We start from the raw sequence: 17,979 nt of genomic DNA on the forward strand, positions 1-17,979 counted from the left end.
ATCAAGGGGGAGAGGGTAATGCACTCATTCGACCGGGGACTGGTCCTGGGCAGCGGAGGTCCCGTGGGCACGGCCTGGATGGCCGGGCTGGCCTGCGGGTTGCACCGCGATGGGGTGGATCTGGGGAAGGCCGACCTGTTCGTCGGCACGTCGGCCGGCGCGATCGTCGCTGCGCTGCTCGCCACGGGGCAGGACCTCGGGCGGGTCGCGACGGTTCCGGCTCGACCAGCCGGTCGTCGGCCCGAGGTCGATCCTGGGCGGATGGGCGCGGTGTTCGCTGTGCTCGGTGACCGTAGCCTGGAGCCCGGGGAGGCCAGGCGCCGAGTGGGTCGGCTCGCGCTCGACGGTGCCGACCAGGAGGCCGAGGAAGCGCTGATCGCGGGGCGGGGCGCCCTGATCGGCGCGCACGTGTGGCCGGACCGTCGGCTGCTGATCACCGCGGTGGACGCCACCACCGGTGAGCCCGTGGTGTGGGACCGCGACAGCGGCGTACCGTTGGTGCACGCCGTGGCGGCGAGCAGCGCATTCCCCGGGGCGGCGCCGCCGGTTGCCATCAACGGCCGGCGGTACATCGACGGTGCGCTGCGGTCGGGCACCAACGCCGATCTCGCGGTCGGAGCCCGCACACTGGTGGTGATGGAGCCGATGGCGCACCTGTATCCCCGCGCACTGCTCGATCAGGAGTTGGCGCTCGTGGGGGCGAAAACCGTGCTGACCATCGGTCCCGATCCGGCCTCCGTGCGTGCTTTCGGCTCGGACCTGAATGACCGGGCTGCCTGGGAACCGGCGTATCAGGCGGGCCTTCGCCAGGCGGACGACGTCGGTGGGCGGCTCCGATCCGAGTGGGGAGAGGCTGACGGGGGCTGATCGCCGCGTCAGAGCGCGGGGCCCCACGGGGACGTCGGCTGAGGGGGGACGCGGAAGGTGGCGTCCGTGCGGGTGGTGAAGAGCTGCAGGGCGTCGGTCAGTTCGAGTACGCGGTGCGCGATGGGGCTGGTTGCCAGGAGGGAGACGGTCTTGCCGTGCCGCAGCGCCAGCTGACGGACGGCGAGGAGGACCTTCACGCTGGAGCACGCCCAGAAGGAGACCTTGCTGAGGTCGATCGCGATTCCGTGGTCAGAGGAGTTCAATGCGCTGGTGAGGGAGGTTTCGAGGGTCTCCTCGCAGCCGTAGTCGATCTCGCCGCGCAGTGCCACCACGGTCTCATCGGTCTCGGGATCGCTGTAGATCCGCACGAGACATGGCGAACTCGCCGGGTCGCTGCCTGACTTCTCGGGTTGCGTGCATGGCTGCGTCCTCCAGGCGCGGCCTGTCGCAACCGCCTTTTCCCGAGCATCCACCTCGTAGCCCTCCTTCGGAGACCTGCCGACGCCGGAACATCAACACACGCAACGCAGTACACGAAATATATGTCATGTATTCAGTGTCGGCCAAGGGCGCCTTAAGATTGCCTCATGGGAGTGCCTGACCCTCACAACGGATGGACGTTCATCACCAACCACGCGCGCGTGCTGGCGGCCATCGCGGATGACCCGAACGCCCGCATCCGCGACATCGCCGCGCACTGTCGGCTCACCGAGCGCGCCGTCCAACGGATCATTGCTGACCTTGAGCAAAACGGATACTTGTCCCACAAGCGCGAGGGACGCACGAACACCTACCGGATCGAGGCAGGGAAGGTCCTGCGGCACCCGGCGGAAGCCGGGCTCACCGTCGCCTCCCTGCTCTCGCTCCTGGTCCAGGACGAAGCCCGCCGCAGCGGCCAGCCGACCACGTGGGCCGATGCGCAGGCCGATCGGTAGGGCCGGCCGCCCGTGTGCGGTGCGGGACGAGACGTTTCGGCTCAGGCCACGGTCAACCCCAGGTCGGCGGACAGTCGGTGTCGGTGCCAGGTCGGCGGGCCGAAGAGCTGGGCCGCGCTGTGTGCGCGCTTGAGGAAGCGGTGGGCGTCGTGCTCCCAGGTGATGCCGATGCCGCCGTGCAGTTGGACCATCTCGCCCGCCACCGTGGAAAGGGCCTCAGAGCAGACGGACTTGGCGACGGCCGCGTAGCGGGTCAGCTCGGGTGAGTCCTCGGCGGCCGCGAAGGCAGCACCGAGTGCGGCCGAGCGCGCCGACTCCACGAGGACGTACGCGTCCGCCAGTCGGTGCTTCACCGCTTGGAAGGAGCCGATGGGCCGGCCGAACTGGATGCGTTCCTTGGCGTAGGCGACCGTGAGCTCCAGGGCCCGCTCGGCCGCGCCGACCTGTTCGGCGGCGAGCGCCGCGCAGGCCAGGTTCAGGACGTGCGCCAGGACGCGGTCGCCCTCGCCGTCCGTGCCGATGAGCCGGCCCTCGGCGGCGTCGAGCAGCACACATGCCTGGGCCCGGGTTTGGTCCATGGTGACCACGGCGTCGCGGCGGAGTCCCGGGCTGTCCACGGCCACTTCGAAGAGCGAGACCCCGGCGGCCGTACGAGCCGCCACGAGCAGCACGTCGGCCTCGGCCCCGTCCAGCACATGCTCCTTGGTCCCGGTGATCCGCCAGGTCCCGTCGGGACCGGGGGCGGCCTCGGCCCGGATCGACGCCGGGTCCCAGGACCCCTGCTCGGCCCACGCCAGGCTCCCCACCGCGCGGCCCTCGGCGAGAGGCGGCAGCAGCCGCGCGCAGACCGCCTCGTCACCGGCGGCGAGCAGCGCCTGCACCGTGAGCACCGCGGAGCCGAGGTAGGGGACGGGGCTCAGCGTTCGCCCCAACTCCTCCAGCAGGGCGTGGACCTCCCGGGCCCCGCAGCCCGCGCCACCGTACTCCTCGGGGACGGCGAGTCCCGCGACGCCGATCTGCTCGGTCAGGGGCCGCCAGGCTGCCGGACCCTCGTGGCGTGCGAGCAGCGAACGCACGGCGGACCGCAGTTCTTCCTGTTCCTCCGTCAGTCGCATTCGTCTGCTCCTTTCCGTTCGCGCGCCCGGTCACCCGGTGCGCCTTTGTCGAGGCCGGTGCTCCGCCCCTGCGCACCGGGGAGCGGGGGCGTGGGAATCCTCGGACTCAGGGGGCGAGGACGCGGGCGCGGCAGGCGGCCGGGGTTCCCCAGGCGCCACGCAGTGCACGGGCCTTGCGGATCCAGAGGGAGAGGTCCGGCTCCTCGGTGTAGCCGAGGGCGCCGTGCAGATGGAGGGCGGTGCGGGCCGCAGAACAGGCGGCCTCGCAGGCGGACACCTTGGCCGCCGCGATCTCGGCGCCCGACGACTCCGCGTTCGCGGCCAGCGCCAGGGCTGCGGCGTGCACCAGTGGCTCGGCGAACTCCAGGGCGATCAGCGCGTCGGCGAGACGGTGCTTCACGGCCTGGAACGAGCCGATCGGGACTCCGAACTGGGTGCGCTGCCGGGCGTAGGCGACCGTCCGGGCCAGCAGCGCCCGGCCCAGCCCGAGGGCCTGCGCCGCCGTCGCCAGGGCCGCGACCTCGGCGGCGTGCGCGGCCGCGGCGGACACCCGTGGACCGCGCGCCAGTACGGTGCCGCCGAGCGGCCGGGACAGTCGGCGCGCGGGGTCGGCGGACGGCTGCACCGGCCCGGCCACCTCCGTCAGACGGACGGTGTCGCCGTCGACGACGAAGACCGCGTCGGCGGAGTCGGCGTCCAGGGCGTACGGGCTCTCGCCGAATCCGAATCCGAATCCGGACCCGGAGGCGGGCCCGGAGCCGGATCCAGCGCCGGGCCCGGAGATCAGGCACAGCGAGGCGGCGGTCTTGCCGGACGCGATGCCCGGCAGCCAGGTGGCGGCCGCCGCCTCGTCGCCGAGCGTGCCGAGCCGGTCCAGCAGGGCCGCCGCGGCGACCGTTTCGACCACGGGGCCCGGCACCGCATGACGGCCCAACTCGTTGAAGGCCACGGCGAGTTCGGTCGGCAGCGAGCCGATCCCGTCGTGTCGTTCCGGTACGGCCAGGGCGAACACTCCGGCCTCGGCCAGCCGGGCCCAGACGGCGCGGGCGGGAGCAGTGTCCCCGGCCGCCCAGGCCCGTACGACCGCCGGGGTGTCCGCGGCCGTGAGCATGGCGTCGAGCGAGCGGGCGAAATCCCGCTGCTCGTCGTCGAGGAGGAACCGCATCACTGGCGTCCCTTCGGAAGACCGAGCAGCCGCTCGGCGATGATGTCGCGCTGGATCTCGTTGGTGCCGGCGTAGATCGGCCCGGCGAGGGAGAACGTGTAGCCCTCGGACCAGCTTCCGTGCGCGGGCGCCTCCTCGGCCTCGTCCGACAGCTCGCCGTAGGGGCCGAGCAGGTCGAGCGCGGTCTCGTGGAGGGCGATGTCCAGTTCCGACCAGTAGACCTTGTTGAGGCTCGACTCGGCGCCGATGGCACTTCCCGCCGCGATCCTCGACGCGTTGGCATAGGTGAAGAGCTGGTACGCGCGGGCGCGGATCACCGCGTCGGCGACCCGGTCGCGCAGTGCGGTGTCGGCCGGGTCGGCGTGGTCGCGCCACAGCGCGGTCAGCCGCTCGGCGGCGGCCGTGAAGCGGCCCGGGCTGCGCAGCGTCAGCCCGCGCTCGTTGCCCGCCGTGCTCATCGCGACCCGCCAGCCCTGGCCGGGCTCGCCGATCACGTCCTGGTCCGGCACGAAGACGTCCGAGAGGAACAGTTCGGCGAAGGCGGGCTTGCCGTCGAGGCGGCCGATGGGCCGTACGGTCACGCCGTCCGCGTCCAGCGGGAACATCAGATACGTCAGCCCCCGGTGCGGCTTGCCCGTCGCCAGGCCGTCCTGGTCGCTGCGGAAGAGACCGAATGCCCGGTCGGCGAAGGCGGCCCGGGACGACCAGGTCTTCTGGCCGTTCAGCAACCAGCCGCCGTCGGTCCGCGCGGCCGTGGAGCGCAGCGAGGCGAGGTCGGAGCCGGACTCCGGCTCGGACCAGGCCTGGGCCCAGATCGCCTCGCCGCTCGCCATGGGCGGCAGGATCCGGGCCCGCTGCTCCTGTGTGCCGTGCTCGAAGAGGGTGGGTGCCAGGAGGTTGATGCCGTTCTGGCTGACCCGGCCGGGCGCGCCGGCCGCGTAGTACTCCTCCTCGAAGATCAGCCACTGAAGGATCGAGGCGCCCCGGCCGCCGTACTCCTCGGGCCAGGAGACCACCGACCAGCGGTCCGCGAACAGCGTGCGCTCCCACTCCCGGTGTGCGGCGAAACCCTCGGCGGTCTCCAGTGAGGGCAGCGGCGCCGGTGGCACTTGGGCGGCGAGCCAGGCGCGGGCCTCGGCGCGGAACGCGTCCTCCGCCGCCGTGAAGTCCAGGTCCATCAGCCGGAGGCCTTTCCGGGGGAGGAGGGGCGCCCCTCGGCATGTCGCCGCATGGCGTGGATGTCCATGCCGCCCAGCGAGTCCCGTGCGACCTCGGCGTTGTGTGCATGCGCCACGTGGTGCAGTCCGAAGACGGAGTCCAGCCCGGTGTGCAGGCCCTGCAGATCCTCGGCCTGATTGACCGCGCGCTTGGTCAGTGCCAGTCCCAGCCGCGGCATCTCCGCGATGCGCAGCGCCAACTCGCTTACGGTGTCGTGCAGTTGCTCGCGCGGGACGACCCGGTTGACCATGCCCACCTCGTATGCCCGGCGGGCGGTCATCCGGTCGCCGGTGAAGAGGAACTCCTTGGCGATCCGCGGCGGCATCACCCACGGGTGGGCGAAGTACTCCACCCCCGGAATGCCCATCCGCACCACCGGGTCCGCGAAGAAGGCGTCCTCGGCGGCGACGATCAGGTCGCAGACCCAGGCGAGCATCAAACCGCCCGCCACGCACGCCCCTTGGACGGCGGCGATGACCGGCTTGGGCAACTCGCGCCAGCGGCGGCACATACCGAGATAGACCTCGGACTCACGCGCGTAGCGGCTCTCGGTGCCCTCCTTGTCCGAGTGGTCCCACCAGAGCCCGGCCTTGCGGTCGAACGGCAGATGGGCATCCCGCTCCGGGGTGCCGATGTCATGGCCGGCCGAGAAGTGCTTGCCCGCCCCGGCGAGCACCACGACCTTCACCTCGTCGTCGTCGGCCGCGCGGTAGAAGGCCCGGTCCAGGGCGTAGGTCATCGCGGAGTTCTGGGCGTTGCGGTAGTCGGGCCGGTCCATCGTGACCAGGGCGACGGGCCCCTGGCGTTCGTAGCGGACGGGCCCCAAGGACGCAGTGCGGGCAGCGGACATCCGCCCCTCCTTCCCTAACAATTGTTTGGTAGGTTAACGTACGGGCCCTCGGCCGTCGAGAAGTCGATCCGCCGGGACGCCCGCCCACGAGAGTCGTCCGGAGCCGCCCATGAGCAGCAGCGTCGAGGAGTTCCGCACCGGGTTCCGGGCCTGGTTGCGGGCCAATCTCAGCGGGGAATTCGCGGGCCTGCGCGGACGCGGCGGGCCCGGCCGGGAGCACGAGGCCTTCGTCGAACGCCTCGCCTGGGAGCGGCACATGGCCGCCGCGGGCTGGACCTGCCTCGGCTGGCCGGAGGAGTACGGCGGGCGGGGCGCCACCCTTGAACAGCAGGTGGCCTGCCACGAGGAGTACGCCCTCGCCGACGCCCCCGCCCGGGTGGGCCACCTCGGCGAACAACTCCTCGGCCCCACCCTGATGGCCTTCGGGACCCCCGAGCAGCGGGAGCGTTTCCTCCCCCGGATCGTCGCCGTCGACGAGCTGTGGTGCCAGGGCTACAGCGAGCCGGACGCCGGATCGGACCTGGCGAACGTGCGTACCCGGGCCGAGCTCGACGAGGAGGCGGACGAGTGGGTGGTCACCGGCCAGAAGGTCTGGACCTCACTCGCCCACGAATCCGACTGGTGCTTCGTCGTCGCCCGCACCGAACCCGGCTCCACCCGCCACCACGGCCTGTCCTACCTACTGGTCCCGCTCGACCGGCCGGGCGTGGAGATACGGCCGATCACCCAGCTCACCGGCACGTCCGAGTTCAACGAGGTGTTCTTCGACGGCGCCCGCACCGCCGCCGGGAACATCGTCGGAGCGCCGGGCGAGGGCTGGAAGGTCGCCATGGCCACCCTCGGCTTCGAACGCGGTGTGTCCACCCTCGGTCAGCAGGTCGGCTTCCGCCGCGAACTCGAATCCCTCATCGAGCTGGCGAAGCGCAACGGCGCCGCCCGGGACCCGCTGATCCGCGACCGTATCGCCCGGGCCTGGACCGGCCTGGAGATCATCCGCTGCAACGCGCTGCGCATGCTCGACGGCGTCGCGGCCGGCGCCCCCGGCCCCGAGGCGTCCATCGGCAAGATCTTCTGGGCCACCTGGCACCGCGACCTGGGCGAACTCGCCATGGACGTGCGCGGCGCCGATGGCATGACGGCCGCCGGTGCGCCGTACGACCTCGACGACTGGCAGCGGCTGTTCCTCTTCTCCCGCGCCGACACGATCTACGCCGGCTCGAACGAGATCCAGCGCAACATCATCGCCGAGCGCGTGCTCGGCCTGCCGAAGGAGGTTCGCCCATGAGGAGGCCGCCGAGCACGGACCGGGGGTACGGGGGGCGTCCTCCGGAAGACTGCAGCCTCGGCCTGCCGAAGGAGGTTCGCCCATGAGTGCCGCGCCCCCGTATGTGCCCGGCCACCGGTTGCTCGCGGGCCGGACCGCCGTCGTCACCGCCGCCGCCGGCGCCGGAATCGGCGGCGCCACCGCCCGGCGCCTCCTCGAAGAGGGCGCGAGCGTCGTCCTCTCCGACGCCCACGCCCGCCGCCTCAAGGAGTCCGAGGCGGAGCTCGCCGCCCGGTTCGGCGCCGACCGCGTCGCCGCCCTGCCCTGCGACGTCACCGAGGAGTCCCAGGTCGCGGCCCTCTTCGAGCTGGCCGAGGAACGCCACGGCCGGCTCGACATCGTCGTCAACAACGCCGGGCTCGGCGGCACCGCCGACCTCGTCGACATGACCGACGAGCAGTGGGACAGGGTCCTCGACGTCACCCTGAACGGCACCTTCCGCTGCACCCGCGCCGCGCTGCGCCGGATGAAGGCCGCGGGCAGCGGCGGCGTCATCGTCAACAACGCCTCCGTCGTCGGCTGGCGGGCCCAGCAGGGCCAGTCGCACTACGCCGCCGCCAAGGCCGGCGTCATGGCCCTCACCCGCTGCGCCGCCCTGGAGGCCGCCGACTACGGAGTGCGCGTCAACGCCGTCTCGCCGAGCCTCGCCATGCACCCCCACCTGGTGAAGGTCACCACGCCCGAGCTGCTGGAGGAGCTGACCGCCCGCGAGGCGTTCGGCCGCTACGCCGAGCCCTGGGAGGTGGCCAACGTCATCGTCTTCCTCGCGAGCGGCTACTCCTCGTACCTCACCGGGGAGGTCCTGTCGGTCAGCAGCCAGCATCCGTGAGGCGACCGCGGCCAGGCGCCGGAAGCCGGCAGTGGCAGGAGGAAGACCGCGATGAGCCCGGCGCCCGAGCGGCGCGGGGAACTCCTGGCCACCGCCGCCGAGGTGTTCGCCGCGCAGGGTTACCACGCCACCACCGTCCGCGAGATCGCGGACGCGGCGGGCATGCTCGCGGGCAGCCTCTACTACCACTTCGACTCCAAGGAATCGATGCTCGACGAGATCCTCGCCACCTTCCTGGACGAGCTCCGGGCCCGGTACGACGCCGTACTGGCCGCCGGACTCGCCCCCAGGGAAACCATCGAGGCCCTGGTCACCGCATCCTTCCGGGAGATCGACCGGCACCGCGCCGCCGTCGCCGTCTACCAGCAGGAGTCCCATCACCTGCGCACCCACCCCCGCTTCGGCTACCTCACCGACGCACAGCAGAAGTTCGAAAGGGCGTGGCTGGGCACGCTGGAGCGCGGCGTGGCCGCCGAGGACTTCCGCGCCGACCTCGACATCCGGCTCACCTACCGCTTCGTGCGCGACACCGTCTGGGTCGCCGCCTCGTGGTACCGGCCGGGTGGCCAGCACAGCCCGGAGGAGATCGCCCGCCAGTACCTGTCGACGGTGCTGGAGGGCATCGCCGTCCGGGAATGACGGACGACCCGAGAACGTAGACAAGGAAGAGGAGTGGTCATGGCCGAGGCATACATCGTCGAAGCGGTCCGCACCCCGGTCGGCAAGCGGAACGGGGGGCTGTCCGCCGTGCACCCGGCCGACCTCGGCGCGCATGTGCTGAAGGCGCTGATGGAGCGCGCCGGAGCCGATCCGGCGGCCGTCGAGGACGTCGTCTTCGGCTGCCTCGACACCGTCGGTCCGCAGGCGGGCGACATAGCCCGCACCTGCTGGCTGGCCGCCGGGCTGCCGGAGGAGGTCCCCGGAGTGACCGTGGACCGGCAGTGCGGCTCCTCCCAGCAGGCCCTGCACTTCGCCGCCCAGGGTGTCCTCTCCGGCACCCAGGACCTGGTCGTCGCGGGCGGCGTGCAGAACATGTCCCAGGTGCCGATCGCCTTCGCCAGCCGCCAGGCCGCCGAGCCGCTCGGCCTCACCCAGGGCCCGTACGCCGGCTCGGAGGGATGGCGGGCCCGGTACGGCGACCAGCCCGTCAACCAGTTCCACGGCGCCGAACTGATCGCGAAGAAATGGGACATCTCCCGCCGCGCCATGGAGGAGTTCGCCCTGCGCTCGCACCAGCGGGCCGTCCGCGCCATCGACGAGGGCCGCTTCCACCGCGAGACCGTCCCGTACGGCGACGTGACCACCGACGAGGGCCCGCGCCGCGACACCACCCTGGAGAAGATGGCCGGCCTCCCGCCGCTGACCGAGGGCGGCCGGCTCACCGCCGCAGTCTCCTCCCAGGTCTCCGACGGCGCCTCCGCCCTGCTCCTCGCGAGCGAGCGCGCCGTGCGGGAACACGGACTGACCCCGCGCGCCCGCATCCACCACCTCTCCGTCCGCGGCGAGGACCCGATCCGGATGCTGTCCGCGCCGATCCCCGCCACCGCCTACGCGTTGAAGAAGGCCGGGATGACCCTCGACGACATCGACCTCGTCGAGATCAACGAGGCCTTCGCCTCGGTCGTCCTCGCCTGGCTGAAGGAGACCGGAGCCGACCCGGAGAGGGTCAACGTCAACGGCGGCGCCATCGCCCTCGGCCACCCGCTCGGCGCCACCGGCACCAAGCTGATGACGACCCTGCTGCACGAACTGGAGCGCACGGGCGGCCGATTCGGTCTGCAGACGATGTGCGAGGGCGGCGGCCAGGCGAACGTCACGATCATCGAGCGCCTCTGACCCCCGCCGAATTCCTCACCTCAGCAGCCGCACGTGGAGCCTGACCAGGGTCGCGGTGTCCAGGCCGAGGCCCTGGCGCAGATAGCCGTCGAGGCTCCCGTAGTCCTCCTCGGCCTGGTCCAGCGCCGCCCGTAGATAGTCCTCGCGGACCTCCTGGAGCGGGATGAGAAGGTCGGGGTTCTCCATCAGGCCGGCCTTCTTCAGCGCCTCCCGGGTCGTGCGGTCCGCCTCGGCGCGCAGCTCGTTGGAGAGCAGGTAGTCGCCGGCCGCGGTGCGGGCCGGGACACCGAGGGCGCGCAGCAGCAGGTAACTCACCCAGCCGGTGCGGTCCTTGCCCGAGGTGCAGTGGTACAGGAGCGGGGACCGCTCGTGGTCCGCGATGTCGCGGAGGGTCCCCGTGAAGCTCTCGCGGTTCTTCTCGTTGGTGACGAAGTTGCGGTAGATCGACCGCATCAGCTCCTCCGCCTTGCCGTCGCCGAGCAGCTCCTGCTGCTTGGCCGGGTCCTTGGTGACGATGGCCGCCCTCGTCTTCTCGTACAGGCCGAGGTCGTCCGCGGGCCGTGCGGTGGCGGACAGTCCGGCGGGCAGGCGGTCCGCGCCGTCCTGCCGGACCTCCAGCGGCACGCGGAAGTCCACCACGCTCCGCAGACGCAGCGCGGACAGCTTCGCCACATCGGTGTCGGTGAGCTTGCCGAGCCCGTCGGCCCGGAACACCTGGCCGTAGCGGACGTACCGCCCAAGCGCGGTGCGGTAGCCGCCGAGGTCGCGGACGTTCACCGCGCCCTGCAGCGCGATGCGGTGGACGGTGGCGGCGCCCCGCTCGTGCGGCGGGGCGGTGGCGCCGGGACCTTGCGCCGGGGCGTCGGCGACGGCGCAGGGCGGAAGGACGCCGAGGGTGACCATGGCGGCGATCGCCACCGGGGCCAGCCGTACAGGGGTAGTGCCCATCACATCAACTCCCTGTGTGGAAGGGGGAATTCAGCTTGCGAGGGGAAGGGTGCGCAGGCGGTGCTGCGCCTCGGTCATGACGCGGTGGACGAGCTCGGCGCAGGACGGCAGGTCGTCGATCAGCCCCGCGACCTGGCCTGAGGCCATCACCCCGAGATCGGTGCGGCCCTCGACCATCGAGGCCTTGAGCAGCATCGGGGTGTTGGCCGCCAGCAGCACCTGACTCCACGTCAGGTCCTTGCCGTGCTTCATGGCCAGGCCGTCGCGCACCATCTGCGGCCAGCTCATACCGGAGTCGCGCCGGAACGCGGCGGCGTGGCGCACCGCCCGCAGCAGCGCCGCCACCCGCCCCGAGCGCTCCAGTGCGTCGACCAGCTCGCTGCGCAGCATCCGGTGCGGCAGGCCGTCGATCTTGGTGGTGACGGTGATGTCCTTGACCGTCGCGGCCAGGTATCTGGCCTTGACCGCGTCCGGGACGGTGCTGTCGGAGGTGAGCAGGAAACGCGTGCCCATGGCGATCCCGGCGGCGCCGTAGGCCAGCGCGGCGACCAGGCCCCGGCCGTCGTGGAAGCCGCCGGCCGCTATCACCGGGATGTCCACGGCATCGACGACCTGGGGGAGGAGGACCGTGGTGGCCACGTTCCCGGTGTGGCCGCCGCCCTCGCCGCCCTGCACCACCACCGCGTCGGCGCCCCACGCGGCGACCTTCTCCGCGTGCCGCCGGGCGCCGATCGACGGGATGACGACCACCCCGGCGTCCTTGAGCCGGGCGATCAGTTCCCGGGAGGGGGCCAGGGCGAACGAGGCGACCTTCACGCCCTCGTCGATGAGGATGCGGACGCGTTCGGCGGCGTCGCCCGCGTCCGCCCGCAGATTGACCCCGAACGGCGCGTCCGTGCGCGACGCGACCTCGCGCACGGCCGCACGCAGCTGTTCCGTGGTCATGGTGGCGGAGGCGAGGATGCCCAGCGCGCCCGCGTCGGCGGTGGCCGAGACGAGCCGGGGGCCGGCCACCCACCCCATGCCGGCCTGCACGATCGGGTGCCGCACCCCGACGAGCTCGGTCAGCGGGGTCTCGATCCTGATGTCCGTCATGCGGCGCGCGTCGCTCATGCCGGCACCTCGCGCTCGCGCAGGCCCTTCGGGTCCACCACCTCGCGGATCAGCCGCAGCTCCTCGGCGGTGGGCTGGCGGGTGTACGGCACCTCGTCCGGGACGGTGAGCGCGAAACCGGTGGCCTCGGCGACCTGCTCGACCGTGACCCCCGGGTGCAGCGAGCGCAGCCGCATCGTGCGGTCCGGGGTCTCGAAATCGAAGACGCCGAGGTCGCTGATGACCTCGGGGATGCGGTGGTAGCGGCTCGCGGACGGGCCGGCCGCGGCGGCGCGGTCGTAGCCGACCCCCGACACCATGTCGACCCGTTCGACGAAGACGCGCGGGGAGTGCCGCGGAACCCAGTAACTGGTCGGATTGTTGAGCGTGTTGATCGGCGCCCCGCGGACCCCCAGCAGTTGGCGCTCGGGCCGGGCCCAGTCCCCGATGCAGCTGATGTTCTGGTTGCCGTGCCGGTCCAGTTGACCGGCGCCCATCATCACGTGCCGCCGCCCGGTGGCCACCAGCGCCAGGTGCTGGCGGTACGGCAGCCAGCCCTCGACCACCTCGGCCTCGGCGCCGACCGCCGGTACGTCGCCGATCAGCAAGGCTTCGCCGTCCGTCAGCAGCAGGTCGGGGGAGAAGGTGAGCTTCGCCAGCCGGGCGCCGATCATCGGGACCGTGCCCATGGGGCTGGCCAGCACCTCGCCCGCGTCCCGCCAGGCCTCGGCGCAGGCCACCACGCAGTACTCGGCCCGGGTCGCCGTCGTCGCGCCGCTGCTCATGCTTCCTCCTCGTGGAACGCCGCAACGGCGGCCTGGTACGCGTCCTCGTCGCCCGACAGGAACCGCTCGGTGAAGGCCCGCCAGGCCTCGGGGTCGCGGGCGGCCCGGGCGTAGGCGCGCTGGAACGCCTCGTCGCGGTCGTGATCGGGTGCGCAGGAGGTGAAGTGCGCGCCGTTCGGGGTCTCCACCACGCCGTTCACGAACGCCCGCTTGACCAGCAGTGACTGCGGCCCTTGCGCCGTGAGCAGATCCGCGGTCGCCACGATCCGCTCGCAGGAGAGGTACGCCTGGTCGGCGGCCTGGCAGAAGAGATCGTCGAAGTACGGGTCCGGGCCCAGGTACTGGCCGTTGCCGTGCACGTCCGCCCGGTTGAGGTGCACCAGCGCGGCGTCCAGCCGCAGGGCCGGTACGGCGACGAGCTCCTCGCCGTCCTCGTAGGGGGACCGGACCGTCCGCAGCTGCGGGTTGACGGTCATCACGTCCGAGGCGATGCCGGCGCGGATCGGCATGAACGGCAGCCGGTGCGCGGCTGCGGTCAGGCCCCACATGAACATGGCCTCGTCCAGCTCCACCATCTCGAAAGCGGCGCGCTGCCGGGCCGCCCCGAAGTGGGGCTCCAGCGGGATCGAGTCCAAGGTGGTGAAGGCGGCGACCAGTTTGCGGATCTTCCCGGCGGCGGCGAGCAGTCCGACGTCGGGGCCGCCGTAACTCACCACCGTCAGATCGGTGAGGTCGGACCGCAGCAGCGCCCGGACCAGCGCCATCGGCTTGCGGCGCGAGCCCCAGCCGCCGATGCCGAGGGTCATGCCGCTCTCCAGCCGGCCGACCACCTCCTTGGCGGTCATCGTCTTGTCCCTGCTCATGGCTGCCGCTCCTTTCCGGTGGCGGTGCTGGCGTCGGTGGCGGTGCCGGCGTCGGTGCCGAACGTGTCGCGGAGCCGGTCGGCGACGCCGCTGAGGTTGGCCTCGAAGGTGAATCCCTGCTCGAAGCGGTAGCTGCGACGGACGTCCACCGGGTCGATACCGTTGATCGCGGCCTTGGCGAGGCGGATCAGGAAGCCGTCCTTGGCAGCGATCTCACGGGCCAACTCCCTTGCTGCGTCCTGGAGTTGCTCGCGCGGGACCACCCGCCACACCGAGCCGTGCCGGTGGAGCTCCTGCGCGGTGGCGGTGCGGGAGGTGTAATACAGCGCCCGCATCAGGTGCTGGGGGACCAGCCGGGCCAGGTGGGTGGCCGCGCCGAGCGCGCCCCGGTCCAGCTCGGGCAGGCCGAAGGTGGCGTCCTCGCTCGCCACGATCGCGTCCGCGTTGCCGACCAGCCCGATCCCGCCGCCCAGGCAGAAGCCGTGCACGGCGGCGATCACCGGCACCTCGCAGTCGTAGACGGCGGCGAACGCGTCGTAGCAGCCGCGGTTGGCGCCGATCAGCGCCTGGTGGCCGTCCGTGCGCTGCATTTCCTTGATGTCGACCCCGGCGTTGAAGCCGCGGCCGGCGGCGGTGAGCACCACGCAGCGCACCTTCGGGTCGGTCCCGGCGGCGCGTACGGCGGCGGCGAGGTCGTACCAGCCCTGCACGGGAAGGGCGTTGACCGGAGGGAAGTCCACGGTGACGACGGCGACGCCCTCTTCCGGGGCGGAGGTGGAGACACCCATGAGCAGATCCGCTACCTTTCCACCAAACATTTGTTAGGCGCAAGGTAGCAGCGGTCCGCTCGCTGCGGGAGGTGTGCATTGGCAGCGATCATCGATCTGTCCGGACACGTCGCCGTCGTCACCGGGGGAACCCGGGGCGTCGGCGCGGGAATCACCCGCGCCCTGCTCGCCGCCGGCGCCGAGGTGGTGACCTGCGCACGACGCCCCCCGGACCGGCCCGTCGAAGCGGCCGGGCGCACCGCCCGTTTCCTCCCGCTCGACCTGCGCGACCCGGACGCGGTCGGCACGTTCTTCGACCGGGTCCACGACGACCACGGCCGGCTGGACACCCTGGTCAACAACGCCGGCGGCACCCCGTTCCGGCTGCTCGCCGACAGCGACCCCCAGCACGCCGCCCGGCTCGTCGCACTCAACCTCGTCGCGCCGCTGAGCGCCTCGCTCGCCGCGTACGAGCTGATGCGCGGTCAGGAACGCGGCGGGTCGATCCTCATGATCGGCAGCGTCAGCGGGACCCGGCCCTCACCGGGCACCGCGGTCTACGGCGCCGCCAAGGCCGGCCTGGACAACCTGGCCCGCTCCATGGCCGTGGAATGGGCGCCCCGGGTGCGCGTCAACACCCTCGTCCTCGGCATGGTCCGCACCGAACTCTCCCACCTGCACTACGGCGACGAGGACGGCATCGCCTCCGTCGGCCGCACCGTCCCGCTCGGCCGGCTCGCCGATCCGACGGAGATCGGCGACGCCTGCGTCTTCCTCGCCTCGGACCGGGCCGCGTACATCAGCGGCGCGAGCCTGCACATCCACGGGGGCGGGGAGCGGCCGGCGTTCCTCGACGCCGCGACCGTCAACAACTGACGACACCAGCTGATCCGAAGGGAACCTCATGACCGGAATCTGCACCGGACGCGTCGCCGTCGTCACCGGAGCGGGCCGCGGACTGGGCCGCGCGCACGCCCTCGCCTTCGCCGCCGAGGGGGCGAAGGTCGTCGTCAACGACCTCGGCGTCGGCCTCGACGGCACCGGAGCGGCCGCCGGCCCCGCCCAGCAGGTCGTCGACGAGATCCGCGCGCGGGGCGGCGAGGCCGTCGCCCACGGCGGCGACATCGCCACCGCCGACGGCGCCGCCTCCCTCGTCGCCACCGCCCTGGAGACCTTCGGCCGCCTGGACACCCTCGTCAACAACGCCGGATTCCTGCGCGACCGCATGCTGGTCAAGCTCGACGAGGACGACTGGGACGCCGTCATGCGGGTCCACCTCAAGGGCCACTTCCTGCCCCTCAAGCACGCCGCCGCGCACTGGCGGACCGAGGCGAAGGCCGGCCGCACGCCCGAGGCCCGGGTGATCAACACCAGTTCCGGGGCCGGTCTGCTCGGCAGCGTCGGCCAGGGCAACTACTCCGCCGCCAAGGCCGGGATCGTCGGTCTGACCCTCGTCGCGGCCGCCGAGATGAGCCGCTACGGCATCCAGGTCAACGCGATCGCCCCGGCCGCCCGCACCCGGATGACCGAGCAGGCCTTCGCCGACACCATGGCCGCCCCTAAGGGCGACGGCTTCGACGCGATGGCCCCCGAGAACGTCTCCCCGCTCGTCGTCTGGCTGGGGTCCGGCGCCAGTGCCGGGGTGACCGGGCGGGTCTTCGAAGCGGAGGGCGGGCGGATCACCGTCATGACGGGCTGGCGGCCCGGCCCCACCGCCGACCGGGGCGCCCGCTGGACCCCGGCCGAGGCGGGCGACACCGCCCGCAAGCTCCTCGCCGACGCCGAGCCCCCACAGCCGGTGTACGGAGCGCAGTAACAGCCACCGCACCCGCCGCCGCCAGGCCGCACCCGGCTCACGTCATGACCTGGCAACCATGGCAGCTCCGGAACGTCACACTCGATTCACCCTGGACTGGTGATCTGACTCCGCCCGTTGACACCGCATCCGCTTGTCGGACGCCTCAAGGAGTTGCTGCTTCCATGCACAGACCCGGTCGCCGTCACGTCACCATCGTCACCGCCCTTGCCGCCGCCACCGCTGCCGCCGTGGTCGCCACCACCACGGCCGGCGCTTCCGGCCCCAAGGAGCAGGCCCAGAACGCCATCAAGAGCGGGAAGGCCAAGAACGTCATTCTGCTGATCGGTGACGGCATGGGCGACTCCGAGATCACCCTCGCCCGCGACTACACGGTCGGCGCCAACGGCCGCCTGAACATGGACAAGTTCCCGCTGACCGGCGCCTACACCACGTACGCCGTGCACGCGGACGGCACCCCGGACTACGTCACCGACTCCGCCGCCAGCGGCACCGGCTGGGCGACCGGCGTGAAGACGGTCAACGGCCGCATCTCCAAGACCCCCGGCACCGACAAGGCCGTCCCCACCCTGCTGGAACTGGCGCAGAAGAACGGCTACGCCACCGGCAGCGTCACCACCGCCGAACTCACCGACGCCACCCCGGCCGTGCTTGCCTCGCACGCCACCGACCGCTCCTGCCAGGGCCCCGCCGACATGGCCAAGTGCCCGTCCGACACGATCGCCCAGGGCGGACCGGGTTCGATCGCCGAACAGTCGGTCAACCACCGGGCCGACGTGCTCCTCGGCGGCGGCAAGCAGCGCTTCGACCAGAAGGTCACCGACGGCGCCTACAAGGGCCTCACCGTCACCGAGCAGGCCCAGAAGCTCGGCTACCAGGTCGTCACCGACAACGCCGGCCTGCAGAACGTCACGGCAGGCAAGCCGGTGCTGGGCCTGTTCGCCTCCGGCAACGTCCCCACCGAGTGGACCGGCAAGCCTGCGGCGGTCGGCGGCACGGACCCGCAGCGGTGCGTGACGTCCAACCCCAACCGCCCGGCCGCCACCCCGACTCTCGCCGACTCCGCGGCCAAGGCCATTCAGCTGCTGGAGGCCAAGCAGAAGCAGCGCCACTCCCGGCAGGGCTTCTTCCTGCAGATCGAGGGCGCTTCGATCGACAAGCAGGACCACGCGGCCGACCCGTGCGGTCAGATCGGCGAGACCGCCGCGTTCGACCGTGCCGTCAAGGTGGCCCGCGCCTACGCGGCCGTGCACCCCGACACCCTCGTGGTGACCACCGCGGACCACGGCCACACCAGCCAGATCGTGCCGCTGGAGGCCACTCCGCCCGGTATGTCCGCCACGCTCGTCACCGACGAGGGCCAGCAGCTGAAGGTCAACTACTCGACCAACACCCCGGGCCGGTCCCAGGAACACACCGGCACCGAGGTCCGCATCGCCGCCCAGGGCCCGCAGGCCTACCGCGTCCTCGGCGTCACCAACCAGACCGACCTGTTCACCACCGTCCGCGAGGCACTGCGCCTGCGCTGACCGCAGCAACCCGCCCAGGCCGGCCGCGACAACCCGCCCA

General features: G+C 72.2%; 19 protein-coding genes. 9 read left to right on the forward strand and 10 right to left on the reverse strand.

What is annotated here, in order from left to right; genetic code table 11:
- Window positions 1–18: 18 nt before the first annotated feature.
- Window positions 19–867, forward strand: coding sequence for a patatin-like phospholipase family protein (locus tag IG62_RS0101090; protein ID WP_030796345.1), 849 nt, complete (start codon window positions 19–21; stop codon window positions 865–867).
- Between the two features lie 8 nt (window positions 868–875).
- Here the strand turns inward: IG62_RS0101090 and IG62_RS0101095 are convergent, their stop codons facing one another.
- Window positions 876–1,235: an STAS domain-containing protein gene (locus IG62_RS0101095; protein ID WP_051797382.1), complete on the reverse strand. Its 360-nt coding sequence runs from the start codon at window positions 1,233–1,235 to the stop codon at window positions 876–878.
- Between the two features lie 219 nt (window positions 1,236–1,454).
- On the opposite strand from IG62_RS0101095, the gene IG62_RS0101100 reads away from it, so the two are divergent.
- Window positions 1,455–1,802 carry a helix-turn-helix transcriptional regulator gene (locus tag IG62_RS0101100; protein ID WP_037837622.1) on the forward strand — a complete coding sequence of 116 codons (348 nt, stop codon included), beginning with the start codon at window positions 1,455–1,457 and terminating at the stop codon, window positions 1,800–1,802.
- A 41-nt stretch (window positions 1,803–1,843) separates the two neighbouring features.
- Here IG62_RS0101100 and IG62_RS0101105 read toward each other — a convergent pair whose 3' ends face one another.
- The 4 genes from IG62_RS0101105 to IG62_RS0101120 all read right to left on the reverse strand — a co-directional run bounded on the left by IG62_RS0101105 (window position 1,844) and on the right by IG62_RS0101120 (window position 6,150).
- Entirely contained in the window at window positions 1,844–2,917 is a 1,074-nt protein-coding gene (locus IG62_RS0101105; RefSeq protein ID WP_078871727.1) for an acyl-CoA dehydrogenase family protein, read from the reverse strand.
- 106 nt (window positions 2,918–3,023) lie between these two features.
- Window positions 3,024–4,082, reverse strand: a complete 1,059-nt coding sequence (locus IG62_RS0101110; protein WP_030796353.1) for an acyl-CoA dehydrogenase family protein — start codon at window positions 4,080–4,082, stop codon at window positions 3,024–3,026.
- Window positions 4,082–5,260 carry an acyl-CoA dehydrogenase family protein gene (locus IG62_RS0101115; protein ID WP_030796355.1) on the reverse strand — a complete coding sequence of 393 codons (1,179 nt, stop codon included), beginning with the start codon at window positions 5,258–5,260 and terminating at the stop codon, window positions 4,082–4,084. Before IG62_RS0101115 ends, IG62_RS0101110 begins: the two co-directional genes overlap by 1 nt.
- Window positions 5,260–6,150, reverse strand: coding sequence for an enoyl-CoA hydratase (locus IG62_RS0101120; RefSeq protein WP_030796357.1), 891 nt, complete (start codon window positions 6,148–6,150; stop codon window positions 5,260–5,262). Before IG62_RS0101120 ends, IG62_RS0101115 begins: the two co-directional genes overlap by 1 nt.
- A gap of 109 nt (window positions 6,151–6,259) precedes the next feature.
- On the opposite strand from IG62_RS0101120, the gene IG62_RS0101125 reads away from it, so the two are divergent.
- The 4 genes from IG62_RS0101125 to IG62_RS0101140 all read left to right on the forward strand — a co-directional run bounded on the left by IG62_RS0101125 (window position 6,260) and on the right by IG62_RS0101140 (window position 10,139).
- Entirely contained in the window at window positions 6,260–7,435 is a 1,176-nt protein-coding gene (locus IG62_RS0101125; RefSeq protein WP_030796358.1) for an acyl-CoA dehydrogenase family protein, read from the forward strand.
- Between the two features lie 82 nt (window positions 7,436–7,517).
- On the forward strand, window positions 7,518–8,303 hold the full coding sequence (locus IG62_RS0101130) for an SDR family oxidoreductase (protein WP_030796359.1): 786 nt from the start codon (window positions 7,518–7,520) through the stop codon (window positions 8,301–8,303).
- 51 nt (window positions 8,304–8,354) lie between these two features.
- Window positions 8,355–8,942 (forward strand): TetR/AcrR family transcriptional regulator, encoded by a 588-nt coding sequence (locus IG62_RS0101135; protein WP_030796360.1) that lies wholly within the window; start codon window positions 8,355–8,357, stop codon window positions 8,940–8,942.
- Window positions 8,943–8,981: 39 nt separating this feature from the next.
- Complete coding sequence (locus IG62_RS0101140; protein ID WP_030796361.1) at window positions 8,982–10,139, forward strand: acetyl-CoA C-acetyltransferase; 1,158 nt, start codon at window positions 8,982–8,984, stop codon at window positions 10,137–10,139.
- Between the two features lie 15 nt (window positions 10,140–10,154).
- Here IG62_RS0101140 and IG62_RS0101145 read toward each other — a convergent pair whose 3' ends face one another.
- From IG62_RS0101145 to IG62_RS0101165, 5 genes are read right to left on the reverse strand one after another with little or no spacing between them, the layout of a single operon-like run.
- The gene (locus IG62_RS0101145) at window positions 10,155–11,087 is read right to left on the reverse strand and encodes a tyrosine-protein phosphatase (protein ID WP_030796363.1); all 933 of its coding nucleotides are present in this window, start codon (window positions 11,085–11,087) and stop codon (window positions 10,155–10,157) included.
- Window positions 11,088–11,117: 30 nt separating this feature from the next.
- Window positions 11,118–12,200 carry an NAD(P)H-dependent flavin oxidoreductase gene (locus IG62_RS0101150; RefSeq protein ID WP_037837623.1) on the reverse strand — a complete coding sequence of 361 codons (1,083 nt, stop codon included), beginning with the start codon at window positions 12,198–12,200 and terminating at the stop codon, window positions 11,118–11,120.
- Window positions 12,197–12,964 carry a CoA-transferase subunit beta gene (locus IG62_RS0101155; RefSeq protein WP_030796368.1) on the reverse strand — a complete coding sequence of 256 codons (768 nt, stop codon included), beginning with the start codon at window positions 12,962–12,964 and terminating at the stop codon, window positions 12,197–12,199. The genes IG62_RS0101150 and IG62_RS0101155 overlap by 4 nt, the downstream gene beginning before the upstream one ends.
- Window positions 12,961–13,827: a CoA transferase subunit A gene (locus IG62_RS0101160; RefSeq protein WP_030796371.1), complete on the reverse strand. Its 867-nt coding sequence runs from the start codon at window positions 13,825–13,827 to the stop codon at window positions 12,961–12,963. Before IG62_RS0101160 ends, IG62_RS0101155 begins: the two co-directional genes overlap by 4 nt.
- Window positions 13,824–14,615 (reverse strand): enoyl-CoA hydratase family protein, encoded by a 792-nt coding sequence (locus tag IG62_RS0101165; protein WP_030796374.1) that lies wholly within the window; start codon window positions 14,613–14,615, stop codon window positions 13,824–13,826. Before IG62_RS0101165 ends, IG62_RS0101160 begins: the two co-directional genes overlap by 4 nt.
- A gap of 78 nt (window positions 14,616–14,693) precedes the next feature.
- Here IG62_RS0101165 and IG62_RS0101170 point away from each other — a divergent pair, with 78 nt between their 5' ends.
- From IG62_RS0101170 to IG62_RS0101180, 3 genes are all read left to right on the forward strand, one after another.
- Window positions 14,694–15,470, forward strand: coding sequence for an SDR family oxidoreductase (locus tag IG62_RS0101170; protein ID WP_030796377.1), 777 nt, complete (start codon window positions 14,694–14,696; stop codon window positions 15,468–15,470).
- 28 nt (window positions 15,471–15,498) lie between these two features.
- Entirely contained in the window at window positions 15,499–16,410 is a 912-nt protein-coding gene (locus IG62_RS0101175; RefSeq protein ID WP_030796381.1) for an SDR family oxidoreductase, read from the forward strand.
- A gap of 164 nt (window positions 16,411–16,574) precedes the next feature.
- Window positions 16,575–17,939, forward strand: a complete 1,365-nt coding sequence (locus IG62_RS0101180; protein WP_030796385.1) for an alkaline phosphatase — start codon at window positions 16,575–16,577, stop codon at window positions 17,937–17,939.
- The last annotated feature ends 40 nt before the right edge of the window (window positions 17,940–17,979 follow it).

This window comes from Streptomyces sp. NRRL S-337, assembly GCF_000720175.1.
Classification (GTDB): Bacteria; Actinomycetota; Actinomycetes; order Streptomycetales; family Streptomycetaceae; genus Streptomyces; species Streptomyces siderophoricus.

What these genes read in the sequence shown, in the direction of transcription:
- IG62_RS0101090 (WP_030796345.1), top strand. Translation starts at nt 19, where the DNA reads ATGCACTCATTCGACCGGGGACTGGTCCTGGGCAGCGGAGGTCCCGTG.
- IG62_RS0101100 (WP_037837622.1), top strand. Translation starts at nt 1,455, where the DNA reads ATGGGAGTGCCTGACCCTCACAACGGATGGACGTTCATCACCAACCAC.
- IG62_RS0101105 (WP_078871727.1), bottom strand. Translation starts at nt 2,917, where the DNA reads ATGCGACTGACGGAGGAACAGGAAGAACTGCGGTCCGCCGTGCGTTCG.
- IG62_RS0101110 (WP_030796353.1), bottom strand. Translation starts at nt 4,082, where the DNA reads ATGCGGTTCCTCCTCGACGACGAGCAGCGGGATTTCGCCCGCTCGCTC.
- IG62_RS0101115 (WP_030796355.1), bottom strand. Translation starts at nt 5,260, where the DNA reads ATGGACCTGGACTTCACGGCGGCGGAGGACGCGTTCCGCGCCGAGGCC.
- IG62_RS0101120 (WP_030796357.1), bottom strand. Translation starts at nt 6,150, where the DNA reads ATGTCCGCTGCCCGCACTGCGTCCTTGGGGCCCGTCCGCTACGAACGC.
- IG62_RS0101125 (WP_030796358.1), top strand. Translation starts at nt 6,260, where the DNA reads ATGAGCAGCAGCGTCGAGGAGTTCCGCACCGGGTTCCGGGCCTGGTTG.
- IG62_RS0101130 (WP_030796359.1), top strand. Translation starts at nt 7,518, where the DNA reads ATGAGTGCCGCGCCCCCGTATGTGCCCGGCCACCGGTTGCTCGCGGGC.
- IG62_RS0101135 (WP_030796360.1), top strand. Translation starts at nt 8,355, where the DNA reads ATGAGCCCGGCGCCCGAGCGGCGCGGGGAACTCCTGGCCACCGCCGCC.
- IG62_RS0101140 (WP_030796361.1), top strand. Translation starts at nt 8,982, where the DNA reads ATGGCCGAGGCATACATCGTCGAAGCGGTCCGCACCCCGGTCGGCAAG.
- IG62_RS0101145 (WP_030796363.1), bottom strand. Translation starts at nt 11,087, where the DNA reads ATGGGCACTACCCCTGTACGGCTGGCCCCGGTGGCGATCGCCGCCATG.
- IG62_RS0101150 (WP_037837623.1), bottom strand. Translation starts at nt 12,200, where the DNA reads ATGAGCGACGCGCGCCGCATGACGGACATCAGGATCGAGACCCCGCTG.
- IG62_RS0101155 (WP_030796368.1), bottom strand. Translation starts at nt 12,964, where the DNA reads ATGAGCAGCGGCGCGACGACGGCGACCCGGGCCGAGTACTGCGTGGTG.
- IG62_RS0101160 (WP_030796371.1), bottom strand. Translation starts at nt 13,827, where the DNA reads ATGAGCAGGGACAAGACGATGACCGCCAAGGAGGTGGTCGGCCGGCTG.
- IG62_RS0101165 (WP_030796374.1), bottom strand. Translation starts at nt 14,615, where the DNA reads ATGGGTGTCTCCACCTCCGCCCCGGAAGAGGGCGTCGCCGTCGTCACC.
- IG62_RS0101175 (WP_030796381.1), top strand. Translation starts at nt 15,499, where the DNA reads ATGACCGGAATCTGCACCGGACGCGTCGCCGTCGTCACCGGAGCGGGC.
- IG62_RS0101180 (WP_030796385.1), top strand. Translation starts at nt 16,575, where the DNA reads ATGCACAGACCCGGTCGCCGTCACGTCACCATCGTCACCGCCCTTGCC.